Source organism: Methylobacterium mesophilicum (assembly GCF_022179445.1).
GTDB classification, from domain to species: Bacteria; Pseudomonadota; Alphaproteobacteria; order Rhizobiales; family Beijerinckiaceae; genus Methylobacterium; species Methylobacterium mesophilicum.
The window spans coordinates 180,287-192,239 of record NZ_BPQU01000002.1 but is presented as its reverse complement, the minus strand read 5'-3'; the positions used below and the strand labels follow the sequence as shown (position 1 = coordinate 192,239).

11 protein-coding genes are annotated in these 11,953 nt (G+C 71.7%); 9 read left to right on the top strand and 2 right to left on the bottom strand.

Features of this window, described 5'->3' with window-relative positions:
• The first annotated feature begins 448 nt into the window (after positions 1–448).
• The 7 genes from MFF40_RS03485 to MFF40_RS03455 all read left to right on the top strand — a co-directional run bounded on the left by MFF40_RS03485 (position 449) and on the right by MFF40_RS03455 (position 6,722).
• Positions 449–2,236, top strand: a complete 1,788-nt coding sequence (locus MFF40_RS03485) for an ABC transporter ATP-binding protein (protein WP_238259681.1) — start codon at positions 449–451, stop codon at positions 2,234–2,236.
• Positions 2,237–2,343: 107 nt separating this feature from the next.
• Positions 2,344–2,553, top strand: coding sequence for a TOBE domain-containing protein (locus MFF40_RS03480; protein WP_147857797.1), 210 nt, complete (start codon positions 2,344–2,346; stop codon positions 2,551–2,553).
• A gap of 111 nt (positions 2,554–2,664) precedes the next feature.
• A complete protein-coding gene (tsaD, locus tag MFF40_RS03475; protein ID WP_147897640.1) occupies positions 2,665–3,726 on the top strand; it encodes a tRNA (adenosine(37)-N6)-threonylcarbamoyltransferase complex transferase subunit TsaD in 1,062 nt (353 codons plus the stop codon).
• The gene (locus MFF40_RS03470; RefSeq protein ID WP_147897641.1) at positions 3,723–4,577 is read left to right on the top strand and encodes a GNAT family N-acetyltransferase; all 855 of its coding nucleotides are present in this window, start codon (positions 3,723–3,725) and stop codon (positions 4,575–4,577) included. Before tsaD ends, MFF40_RS03470 begins: the two co-directional genes overlap by 4 nt.
• Positions 4,574–5,566 carry an NAD(P)H-dependent glycerol-3-phosphate dehydrogenase gene (locus MFF40_RS03465; protein ID WP_147897642.1) on the top strand — a complete coding sequence of 331 codons (993 nt, stop codon included), beginning with the start codon at positions 4,574–4,576 and terminating at the stop codon, positions 5,564–5,566. The genes MFF40_RS03470 and MFF40_RS03465 overlap by 4 nt, the downstream gene beginning before the upstream one ends.
• Positions 5,567–5,829: 263 nt before the next feature.
• Positions 5,830–6,267: a hypothetical protein gene (locus tag MFF40_RS03460; RefSeq protein WP_147897643.1), complete on the top strand. Its 438-nt coding sequence runs from the start codon at positions 5,830–5,832 to the stop codon at positions 6,265–6,267.
• Positions 6,246–6,722, top strand: a complete 477-nt coding sequence (locus tag MFF40_RS03455; protein WP_238259680.1) for a hypothetical protein — start codon at positions 6,246–6,248, stop codon at positions 6,720–6,722. Before MFF40_RS03460 ends, MFF40_RS03455 begins: the two co-directional genes overlap by 22 nt.
• Before the next feature lie 315 nt (positions 6,723–7,037).
• On the opposite strand, the gene MFF40_RS03450 is transcribed toward MFF40_RS03455, so the two are convergent.
• A complete protein-coding gene (locus MFF40_RS03450; protein WP_147897644.1) occupies positions 7,038–7,895 on the bottom strand; it encodes a LysR family transcriptional regulator in 858 nt (285 codons plus the stop codon).
• Positions 7,896–7,997: 102 nt separating this feature from the next.
• Between MFF40_RS03450 and MFF40_RS03445 the strand changes: the two genes are divergently transcribed.
• Positions 7,998–9,548: an MFS transporter gene (locus MFF40_RS03445; RefSeq protein WP_147897645.1), complete on the top strand. Its 1,551-nt coding sequence runs from the start codon at positions 7,998–8,000 to the stop codon at positions 9,546–9,548.
• A 91-nt stretch (positions 9,549–9,639) separates the two neighbouring features.
• Positions 9,640–10,056: an EVE domain-containing protein gene (locus MFF40_RS03440; protein WP_147897646.1), complete on the top strand. Its 417-nt coding sequence runs from the start codon at positions 9,640–9,642 to the stop codon at positions 10,054–10,056.
• Positions 10,057–10,190: 134 nt separating this feature from the next.
• Here MFF40_RS03440 and MFF40_RS03435 read toward each other — a convergent pair whose 3' ends face one another.
• The gene (locus tag MFF40_RS03435) at positions 10,191–11,726 is read right to left on the bottom strand and encodes a sensor histidine kinase (RefSeq protein ID WP_147856990.1); all 1,536 of its coding nucleotides are present in this window, start codon (positions 11,724–11,726) and stop codon (positions 10,191–10,193) included.
• Positions 11,727–11,953 lie beyond the last annotated feature (227 nt).

Genomic DNA, 11,953 nt, shown 5'->3' with positions numbered 1-11,953 from the left:
GAAGAAAGAGGCTGGGAAAGTGCCTGGAAGCGGACCTTCCAACCTTCGGTAATGGGTCGTGAGCGGGCGGGGCAACACCGTCCGCTTCGACGCCTTTCCACTCGTCAGCAGACAGACTGCGATCCACCCCCCAAGAGGCAATCCGCTCGCGCTTCAACCGTCATCCCAACAGGCTGGCATCCGCCGTTGCGAATCGGTTCCGGTTCCCCTAGCCCCGGCACTGTCGCGCTCGCACGAGGGAGGAGACCGCATGAACATCGTCTATGCCGTCCGCCCCGCAGGGATCGTCCGCGCCCCCGCGCGGATCGGCTAGCCGCCGACCGCTGGCGCCCGGCCTCACGGCCCCGGCGTCCCCGAGCCCCTCCCCCGTCTGACCGCGCCCGCCCGCGTCGCATCCGATGCCGGGCCGGCGTTTCCCGGAGCCGACGCCGACGCGTCGGGCTTGTGCATGTCCCTGTCCCCTCCCCGGCGGGTGGGCGCGGTCCGCCGCGTGCTCGCCTTCGTCGTCCGCGGCTGGCGCCTGCGCTGGCCCCTCGTCGCCGGCCTCTCCGGCGCGATCACCCTCGCGACCTTCGCGGAGGTGCTGCTGCCGCTCTATGCCGGCCGGCTGGTCGACGCGCTCACCGGGCCCGAGCGGCAGGCGGCGCTGGAGGCGGCGCTGCCCGCCTTCCTGGCGATGACGGCGCTGGGCCTCGCCACCGCGCTGCTGCGGCACGTCGCCTGGAGCCTGGTGGTGCCGCTCACCCTCCACACCATGAGCGACATGGCCCGGGACGGCTTCGCCCGGGTCCAGCGCTTCTCGACCGAGTGGCACGCCAACACCTTCTCGGGCTCCACCGTGAGAAAGATCTCGCGCGGCATGTGGGCCCTCGACGGGCTCAACGACACGCTGCTGCTGGCGCTGCTGCCCGCCCTGGTGGTGCTGCTCGGCACCGCCCTCGTGCTCGGCCTGCACTGGCCGGCCCTCGGCGCCGTGGTGGCGCTGGGCGCCGCCGCCTATGTCGGCGCCACCGCCCTCCTGGCGACCCGGGTCATCGCCCCCGCCTCCGCGCTCTCGAACGCCCTCGACACGCGGCTCGGCGGCGCCCTCAGCGACGCGATCGGCAACAACGCCGTGGTCAAGGCCTTCGGCGCGGAGGCCCGGGAGGAGGCGCGCCTCGGCCGGCTCCTGGCCAAGTGGCAGCGGCGCACGCACCGCACCTGGATGATCATCACGTGGAGCGGCACCGGCCAGCTCGGGCTGCTGCTCGCCCTGCGCACCGCCATCGTGGCCACCGCCCTGTGGCTGTGGTGGCGCGGGGAGGCGAGCCCGGGCGACGTCGCCTACGTGCTCACCACCACCTTCGTGGTGCACGGCTACCTGCGCGACATCGGCGGCCACATCAACCACCTGCAGCGGGCGGTCAACGAGATGGAGGAACTGGTCGCCCTGGCGGACGAGCCCGTCGGCGTCGCCGACCGGCCGGGGGCGGCCCCGCTCGCGGTCGCGGGCGGGACGATCCGCTTCGAGGCCGTGCGCTTCCACTACGGCGCCCACGGGCATCCGCTCTACGACGGGCTGTCGGTGACGATCCCGGCGGGCCAGCGGGTCGGGCTCGTGGGGCGCTCGGGCTCGGGCAAGACCACCTTCGTCAAGCTGATCCAGCGGCTCTACGACGTCTCGGGCGGGCGCGTGACCATCGACGGGCAGGACGTGGCGGCCGCGAGCCAGGACAGCCTGCGGGCGCAGGTCGCGATCGTGCCCCAGGAGCCGGTGCTGTTCCACCGCTCGCTCGCCGAGAACATCGCCTATGCCCGGCCCGGCGCCTCGGCGCAGGCGATCGAGCGGGCGGCCCGGCTCGCCAACGCGCACGCCTTCATCGCCCGGCTGCCCGACGGCTACGCCACCCTGGTGGGCGAGCGCGGGGTCAAGCTCTCGGGCGGCGAGCGCCAGCGGGTGGCCCTCGCCCGCGCCTTCCTGGCGGACGCGCCGATCCTGATCCTCGACGAGGCGACATCGAGCCTCGATTCGGAATCCGAGGCCCTGGTGCAGGAGGCGATGGCGCGGCTGATGCACGGCCGCACCGCCCTCGTGATCGCCCACCGCCTCTCGACCGTGCGGGCGCTCGACCGCATCCTCGTGTTCGACCACGGCCGCATCGTCGAGGACGGCCCCCACGCCACCCTCATGCGCCGCCCGGGCGGGGCCTACCGCGCCCTGTTCGAGCGGCAATCGGTCCTGGCGGACAGCGCGTGACGGGCCGGTCCGCCCGCCCCCGGGCGGTCGCGCCGGCCGGCGCCTTGCTGTAGGACACGCGCCGGATGCGGCCGGATTCGGCCGCGGACGCTTCGGAGCACGACAGCATGAAGATCAGCGCGCGCAACGTCCTCAAGGGCACCGTGGTCTCGGTCGACAAGGGCTCGACCACCGCCCACGTGAAGATCGAGATCAGCCCCGGCCAGGTGGTCACCGCCGCGATCACCAACGAGGCGGTCGATTCGCTCAAGCTCGTGGCCGGCGGCCCGGCCTACGCCGTGGTGAAGGCCTCCGACGTGATGGTCGCGGTCGACTGAGCCTTCCATGGGGGCCGGGGCGGTCATTGCGCCCGCCCGGCGCCCGCATTACGCCGGCCCGGCGGGCTCCCGGGCGGGGCCTGCAGGTCCGATGACCCTAGGGAGTGGCCCGTGAAGACCGTGCTCGGCATCGAGACCACCTGCGACGAGACCGCCGCCGCCGTGGTGTCCGTCGATGAGGACGGGGCCGCGCAGATCCGCGCCAACGAGATCCTGAGCCAGATCGCCGAGCACGCCGCCTATGGCGGCGTGGTGCCGGAGATCGCCGCCCGGGCCCATGTCGAGGTGCTCGACCGGCTGATCGCCCGCGCCCTCGACCGGGCCGGGATCGGGTTTCCCGACCTCGACGGGATCGCGGTCGCGGCCGGGCCCGGGCTGATCGGCGGCGTGCTGGTCGGCCTGGTCACCGCCAAGACCCTGGCGCTGGTGACCCGCAAGCCGCTGCTCGCGGTCAACCACCTGGAGGCCCACGCGCTCACCGCGCGGCTGACCGACAACCTGCCCTTCCCGTACCTGCTGCTGCTCGCCTCGGGCGGCCACACCCAGCTCGTCGCCGTGCGCGGGGTCGGCGACTATGTGCGCCTCGGCTCCACGGTGGACGACGCCATCGGCGAGGCCTTCGACAAGGTCGCCAAGCTCCTGGGCCTCGGCTACCCCGGCGGCCCCGAGGTCGAGCGCATGGCCGAATCGGGCGATCCCGAGCGCTTCGACCTGCCCCGGCCGATGCTGGGCCGGCGCGAGGCGGATTTCTCCCTGTCGGGCCTCAAGACCGCCCTGCGGATCGAGGCCGAGCGGATCGCGCCGCTGGCCGAGCGCGACGTCGCCGACCTGTGCGCGAGCTTCCAGGCCGCCGTGGTCGACGTGGTGGTGGACCGCGCCCGGGTCGCCCTGCGCGCGTTCTCGGGCGTCGCCGGCCGGCCCACCGCCCTGGTGGCGGCAGGCGGCGTCTCGGCCAACGGCGCGATCCGGCGGGCGCTGGCGGCGCTGGCCGGCGAGGCGGGCCTCGGCTTCGTCGCCCCGCCCCTGCCGCTGTGCGGCGACAACGGCGCCATGATCGCCTGGGCCGGGCTGGAGCGGCTGCGGCTCGGGCTCGTCGACGACCTGACGGCGCCGGCCCGCCCCCGCTGGCCGCTCGCCGCCGATCCGGCCCGGGACGCGGTCCCGGCCGGATGAGCGCCGCCGCCGACCGGCGCGCGCACTGGCGGGACCTCGTCGCGCGCCGCCTGCCCGAGGCCGCCCGGCCCGGCTGGCCGGTCCGCCTCGACCATTGCTTCGCCCGCATCCTCCTGGACAACGCCTGCGGCGGCCCCTGGCGCGACAGCGTGGCGGCGCCCGCCCACGCCACCATGCCCGCCGACGGCCTGGAGCACGCGATCGCCCTCGGGGAGGCGGTGCTGGCCGGCACCGCCGACCTCGCCCTGCTGAACCGGCGCTCCCTGGCTTGGCGCGGCAAGATTGCAACCGCCCCGGTGCCGGATCATCTCCGTGACGGCGACCTGCTCCTGCGCCGCTGGCGTCCGGCCGACACGGCGCCCTTCGCGGCGCTCAACGCCGATCCGGCGGTGATGGAATTCTTCCCCCGGCCCCGGACCGAGCCGGAAAGCGCCGCCGAGGCGGGCAGCTACGACCGGCGCTTCGTGGCGGACGGGTTCGGCCCCTGGGCCCTGGAGCGGGACGGCCGGTTCGTCGGCTTCGTCGGCGCGTTCCGGATCATGCGGGCCATGCCGTTCCCGGGGGGCGAGCGGGTCGGCGCGACGATCGAACTGGGCTGGCGCCTCGCCCGGGACGCCTGGGGCCAGGGGCTTGCCACCCGGGCGGCGCGGCTGACGCTGGCCGACCTCGCCGGGCGCTGCGGCATCCGGGCGGTCGTGGCGTATGCCGCGTCCGGCAACCGCCGCTCGCAGGCGGTGATGGAGCGCCTCGGCATGGTGCGGGCGGGCACGTTCGCGCATCCGGCGGTGCCGGAGGGGCCGCTGCGCAGCCACGTGCTGTATCGGCTCGAACAGGCGGGGGTTTCGGCATGAGCGCACCCATCAACGTCGTCGGCGGCGGTGCCTGGGGCACGGCGCTGGCCAACGCGGCCACGGCCGCCGGGCATCCCGTGACCCTCTGGCTGCGCGACCCGGAAGCCGCCGCCAGGCTCGACGCCGAGCGGGAAAACCCGCGCTACCTGCCGGGCGTGCCGCTCCAAGCTGGCATCCACGCCACAGCGCTCTCCGAAAAACTCGCGGGCGCCCGGGCGACCCTGCTGGTCGTGCCCGCCCAGACCGTGCGTGGCGTGCTGGAAGCCCTGCGCGCCCCCCTCGCCTCGGCCGGGCCGGTGATCCTCTGCGCCAAGGGCATCGAGCGCGGCAGCGACAGTTTTTTGAGTGCGGTGGCCGAAGCGGTCCTGCCCCCGGGAACGCCGGTGGCGGTCCTGTCCGGCCCGAGCTTCGCGGCCGACGTCGCCCGCGGCCTGCCCACGGCCGTCACCCTGGCGGCGACGGATCCCGGGCTCGCCGCGTCGTTGAGTGCCCTGCTCTCGGGGCCGAGCTTCCGGCTCTACCACACCGACGACGTGCGCGGCGTCGAGATCGGGGGCGCCGGCAAGAACGTCCTGGCCATCGCCTGCGGGATCGTGGCCGGCCGCGGGCTGGGCGAGAGCGCCCGGGCGGCCCTGATCGCCCGCGCCTTCGCCGAACTGATGCGCTTCGCCCGGGCCTTCGGGGGCCGGCCCGAGACCCTGATGGGCCTCTCGGGCCTCGGCGACCTCGTGCTCACCGCCTCCTCGCCGCAATCGCGCAACTTCGCCTTCGGCCAGCGCCTCGGCGCCGGGGCGAGCCCGGAGGCGGCCTCGGGCGGCAAGCTCGCCGAGGGCGCCTTCACGGCCGCGGCCCTGGCCGGCCTGGCGGCGGCCCGGTCGATCGACATGCCGGTGGCCCAGGCCGTCGCGGCGATCGTGACGGGCCGGGCCGGCGTCGAGGACGTGATCGCCGGCCTGCTGGCCCGGCCGCTGCGCGGCGAGATGGATTAGGATCTGAGTTTACGTAGCTTGACCGTGGGGTCGCCGCTTTCAGTCCGACCCTGTCACCCGGGCTTATGCGTCGCCGGGGGGGCAGGCTTGGGCTTGGTGCGCACAAGCACCCTCGGGCTGCAGTAACAGCGATCGAGCAGCCGCGGGGCGACCTGTGGGTGGCGCGGCCGGGGGAGTGGGCCGGAAACGCAGCGGTACGCGTTCCTCGACTTCGGAGGCCATTAACGGCATCATTCGACGATCGCGATGACCGAGTACCCATCATGTCGTCCTACACGGCCCTGATCGAAGATACCGAAGAGATCGGCTTCGTCACCGCCCAAGCGCGGGTGGGCGAATGGCGAGATCGTATCAATGCGCTTTATCGCCAATTAAAGGACTGGTCCCCGACTGAATACAAATGGGATACCTCGCAGCATCTTACGATGCACGAGGAAATGATGAAAAATTACGGCATCGATCCCATTGAACTTCCCGTTCTCAATATCGACGACGCTTCTAGCTGGAAGGCCAAGATCATACCGTACGGGCTGTGGATCATCGGCGGAGACGGCCGGCTCGATCTGCTCACCAAGTCGCGGCGTTACCTGATCACGGGGGTTCCCCCGAGCGCGGGTTCGGGGTGGCGCATCTCCGATCCGGGATCCCGTCGGGACACAGAAACTTTGAATCAATCCTCTTGGCTCGCCGCGCTGCAATGAATTTGGTGCCGCAAATTCTCGCAGCCTACACAGAGACCGAAAATTATCTGTTGGGCGAACTAAACAGTGCGCTCAATGACAGCAACCTCCCGCGCCAAGCGATCCTCCAAGATTACCGGCGTTTCAACGACAATGCGTATTTTGTGTTGCTATGGGGCCAGCTCGAAAATGAGATCAACGCGAAGTTTGTAGCGATGATCACGGCTGGCCAGGCGCATACTGATTGGTCCGAGCGCCGAAAGTTTTACAATTATAATTTAGATAAAACAAGATTTGAGGACCGACTGTCACTGTTGCTCGACAAGCAGGCTGGAAGGGGGAGCGAGTGGGCGCTCGCAATGCGATACTATGGGTACCGGAACAAGATCGCGCACGGGGAAAGCAACAGAACCGGCATTGACGTGACCACCGTGATCGGCGTGCTCTACCAAGTACAATCGGCGCTTACGGTCTGACTTCAACGCTCGTTCTGGGGTGAAATGCGGTGCGGTCGCCGCGCAAGACCGTGCCGCCGCTCGCGGTGAGCGCGGCGACCTGAACCGAGGGGGGCCGATCTGCGCTTTCGCAGCCCCGAGATATCGAGGCCGTTTTCGGAACGGCCTTTGCAAAGACCAGGGGGCACTGGCCAAGCGGAACAGTCCAATACCGAATGCTCCTGCAATCACCGTGAAAGGGTTGGGTCCGAGACCTTTTGCGGATCCAAGGCAGGGTCCGGCGTTCCCTGGAGCCGGTGAGGCGCGCACTGCACCCCGGACGACACGATCGGGCTGCTAACCCCTCCGGTGCTCCCGGAATGCCGCCGTGATCGCCCGGAGCGCGTCCTTGCTGCGCGGATCGGTCAGGGACGAGTGCAGCACCAGGGCGAGCGAGGGGATCGGCGGGAGCCTCAGCGCGTCGCCGACATCGATCACGTCGGCCGGGGCGAGCCGGCGCGGGAAGGCCGAGACCGCCAGGCCGGCCGACAGGGCCGCGCTGATCGCCGCGGTGCCGCCGACGAACACCTCCGTCCAGGGAATCCCGGCCCGGTCCAGCAACTGGATGGCGACGTCCCGCACGGAGCAGCAGGGCGACGTCGCGGCCAGGCGCAACGGCTCGCCGGCCCGGTGCTCGAAATGCGGGGCCGCGAACCAGCCGAAAAGCTCCGGCCCGAGGATGTCGCCGTCGCGCCGGTCGTCGTCGCTGCGGATGATCACCGCGTCCAGCGTGCCGGCCTCGAACCCGTCCAGTAGGGGGCGGGCGTTGTCGAGCAGCACCTCGATCGCCAGAGCGGGATCGAGGGATTTCAGCCGGGCGAGCAGCCCCGGCACCTCCGGTCCCATGACGTGGGCGGCGATCCCCAGCCGGAAGCGGCGGCGCGGTTCGGTGAGGCCCGCGACCGCGCGCTCATGCGCGGCCAGGAACGCCCGCGCCGCACCGATGAAGATCTCGCCCTGCGCCGAGAGCCGGACCTGGCGGGGCGTGCGCTCGATCAGCCGCTGGCCGAGCCTGTCCTCCAGCCGCCGCAGCTTCACGCTGACGGCGCCCTGCGTCACCCCGAGCGCCTCGGCGGCCCGGGTGAAGCTCCGGTGGTCCGCCACCGTCACGAAGGTCCGGACCGCGTCGACGTCCAGGGTCAGCACCGGCACCATCCAGTTTCGTCATCACTGAAATAGAGTGCCATTCGATTGTGTTGTGATCAAGCACGCGCGAAGCTCGCCGCGTCCGCGTGTCGCCCACGAAGGTGCCGATCCATGACGAGCAAGTTTGGTGACCTCGAAGATCTGTCCGGATCCCTGCGTGGGGCCGATCCGGGTCTGGTTCCCGTCGATCGCAGGACCGGGAATACCCTGGCGCTCGCCGCGATCTGCCTGTCCGCCCTCATGCTGGGGCTGGAGATCTCCAGCATCCCGGCGATCCTGCCGACCCTGGAACGCGTCCTCGGGGCCGATTTCCGGCAGCTTCAATGGATCATGAACGCCTACACGGTGGCCATGACCACCTGCCTGATGGCGATGGGGACCCTGGCCGACCGGTTCGGCCGCAGGCGCGTGTTCCTGATCGGCGTGGCGGCGTTCGGGGCGGCCTCCCTGGTCTGCGGGCTGGCGCCGAGCGCCCCGATGCTGATCGCGGCCCGGGTCCTCCAGGGGGCGAGCGCCGCCGCCATGCTGGCCTGCCAGACCGCTTTGCTGTCCCACCAGTTCCGTGACGGCGCCGAGCGCGGAAAGGCCTATGCCTGGTGGGGGATCGTGTTCGGGTTCGGCCTGGGCTTCGGCCCGCTGGTCGGCGGCGTCACGGTCGCGGCCCTGAGCTGGGCCTGGGTGTTCCTGGTCCACGTCCTGCTGGCGGTCGTCACCCTGGGTCTGGCCCGGGCCGGCGTCGTCGAATCCTCCGATCCGCACGCCCGGCGCGTCGACGTCGCCGGCATCGCGACGCTGTCGTTCGCGGTGTTCAGCTTGGTCTACCTGATCACCCGCGGGCAGCCGCTTCACGGGGACGACCCCGCGAGCCTGCTGGCGCTCGCCGGCGCCGCGAGCCTCGGGGCGTTCGTCGTGGTCGAGACCCGGGTGGCGCGGCCGATGTTCGACGTCGCGGCCTTCCGGAACCGTCGCTTCGCGGGCGCCCTGCTCGGATCGAGCGCGATGAACTTCAGCTTCTGGCCGTTCGTGATCTACCTGCCGATCTATTTCCAGACGGTGCTGGGCTACGACGGCGTGACCGCGGGCCTCGCGCTCCTGGCCTACACGCTGCCGACCCTCGTGGTGCCGCCCCTGGCGGAGCGCCTGCTCCTGCGCCACGGCCCTGGCGTGGTCATCCCGCTCGGCCTGTTCACCATCGGCGCCGGCTTCCTGCTGATGCGCGCGGCCGCCACCGGCGCGCAGGCGGGCTGGCTGACGCTGCTGCCCGGCTGCCTCCTGGCCGGCACCGGGCTCGGCCTCACCAACACCCCCGTCACCAACACCGCCACGGGCGCCCTGCCGCCGGAGCGCGCCGGGATGGCCGCGGGCATGGACATGAGCGCGCGGATGATCGCCCTGGCCGTCAACATCGCCCTGATGGGCTTCCTCCTGCTCCAGGGCGTCCGGGCGGGTCTCGCCCCGCTGGCGCAGGGGGCGGCGCTCGACACCCTCGCGGAGACGGTGGCGGCCGGCAATCCGGCGCTGGCCGACGCCGGCGACGTGACGGCATCGATCGCCCGGCAGGCGCTGGTCCGGGGCTTCGACGGGGTCATGCTGTATGGCGGGCTCTGCGCCTGGGCCTTCGCGGGGGCCAGCCGGCTCGTGCTCGGCCGCAACGGGCGGTGAGCCGGGGCCGGAGGGGCCTGTCCGCGCCGGGGACAGCTGCGCTATGGGGGCCGTGTCGCCGCGACGGGGCGGCCCCGCGAGAGACGGCGTGATGGCGTACTGGCTGTTCAAATCCGAGCCCGCGACCTGGTCGTGGGACCAGCAGGTCGCGGCCGGCGCGGTCGGCACCCACTGGAACGGCGTGCGCAACCACCTCGCCAAGAAGCACCTGATGGCCATGCAGGTCGGCGAGCGGGGCTTCTTCTACCACTCGAACGAGGGCAAGGCGGTGGTCGGCATCGTCGAGGTGATCCGACCCTACTACCCCGACCACACCGACGAGACCGGCCGGTTCGGCATGGTCGACCTGAAGGCCGTCGCGGCGCTGCCCCGGCCGGTGACGCTGGACGCGATCAAGGCCGATCCGGCGCTGGCCGACATGGTGCTGGTGAACAACTCGCGCCTGTCGGTGCAGCCGGTCACCGAGGCCGAGTGGGACCGCATCCGCGCCGTGGCCGAGACCCCGTAAGGTCCCGGTTTCGAAAGGTCCGAGACCTCTTGCGGGTTCGGGGGCGGAGCCCTGGTGTCGGGCTTCGCCCGATGATCGGGGGCTCCGCCCCCGAACCCCCACCGAAGGGCTCAGCCCTTCGGGAACCCCTTGGTTCAAGCCGCGCGGTTGAAGGCGCCCCGCACCGTCACGAACGCGTCCGCGCCGACATCGACGGGCAGCAGGGTGTCCATCACCCGCGAGGCCGGCAGGGTCACGATCACCTCGGTGCCCTCGCGCGGCCGCGAAGACAGCTGGAACTGGCCGCCGTGCAGCTCCACCAGCCCCTTCACGATCGGCAGGCCGAGCCCCGAGCCCTGCTCGGCGGTCTTGATCGCCAGGGAGCCGCGGCCGAACGAGGACATCACCGTGCCGAGTTCGTCCTCGGGGATGCCCGGTCCGCTGTCCTTCACCGAGACGTACTGCCCGCCCGAGGCGGTCCAGCCGACCTTCAGCCAGATCTCGCCGCCCGGCGGCGTGAACTTGACGGCGTTCGACAGCAGGTTGAGCACGATCTGGCGCAGCGCCCGCTCGTCGGCCCAGAGCCGCGGCAGCGAGGCGTCGACCAGGTCGTGGAAGGTCTGGTTCTTCGCCTTGGCCCGCAGGCCCATCATGTGGCGGCATTCCTCGACCACGTGGGCGAGCTGCACCGCCTCCTCGTTGAGCTCGTAGCGGCCGGCCTCGATGCGCGACAGGTCGAGGATCTCGTTGATCAGGTTCAGCAGGTGCATGCCGCTGTCGTGGATATCGTTCGAGTATTCCCGGTAGGACGGCGCCGTGTGGATGCCGAACACCTCGTTCTTCATCACCTCCGAGAAGCCCAGGATGGCGTTGAGCGGCGTGCGCAGCTCGTGGCTCATGGTGGCGAGGAAGCGGGATTTGGCGAGGTTCGCCTCCTCGGCCCGGCGGCGCGCCTCGTCGGAATTGGCCTTGGCCTGCTCCAATTCGCCGAACACCGCGTCCTTCTCGGCCCGGGACCGCAGGGCGCCCACGGTCGAGGCGTAGAGGCGGCGGGCCAGCCCCAGGAAGAACAGCTGCGCGCCGGCGGCCATCAGCACCAGCAGCAGCGCCTCCATGCCCTTCGAGCAGGCGGCCAGCGACGCGGTGGCGAGGACCAGCGGCACCAGGGCGGCGACCGCCGCCACCGGCACCGTCGCCGCCAGCATGGTCGAGACCGCGGCCGCGATGACGAGGCCGAACAGCGCGAAGGTCCAGCCGCCGGTGGTGCCGAGCCCGATCATCGCCGACCACGACAGGCTCTGCAGGACCTCGCCGATCAGGAAGCGGCGGCGCCAGCGGGCGAGCGGGATCGTGGCCGCGTCGGCCCGCAGGAAGCCGCGGCTCAGCGTGGTGTTGAGCGTGACCATCAGGATCACGCCGAGCGCCCAGAGCGCGGCCACGACCGGGGCGATCCAGAAGGTCGCCGCCGTGGCCAGGGTGACGGCGAACAGCACCAGCGGAATGCCGGCGCCGGCCCGGTACCGGGCGTAATGGCGGAGCAATTCGTGGTCGAAGGCCCGCTCCAGGCCGGTCTGCGAGGTCAGCTTCTCGCGCGCCGAGCGGATCTCGCGGGCGACTCCGAGGCGTCGCGCCGCCTCCTCCGTCGAGGGGCCGCGACCGCGCTGCACCATCTCGACGGTGAGATCGGACATGGGATTGTTGAAACTCGGCTCGAACGCGGCGGCGAGGCAGCTGGGCAGGGGGGCGACGGCGCCAGGATGGGGCGGATGTCTTAAGAAGCGGCTGCCGGCATCGGTCGCATCTTACGTATCGGCGTCCGCGCCATGGGGATCCGCCGGCCGGATCGACGTGCGACGCCACACATCGTTGGCCTGGCGGGGCCGGTTACGGTAAACGACCCGCGTGGCGGGGCCGAAGC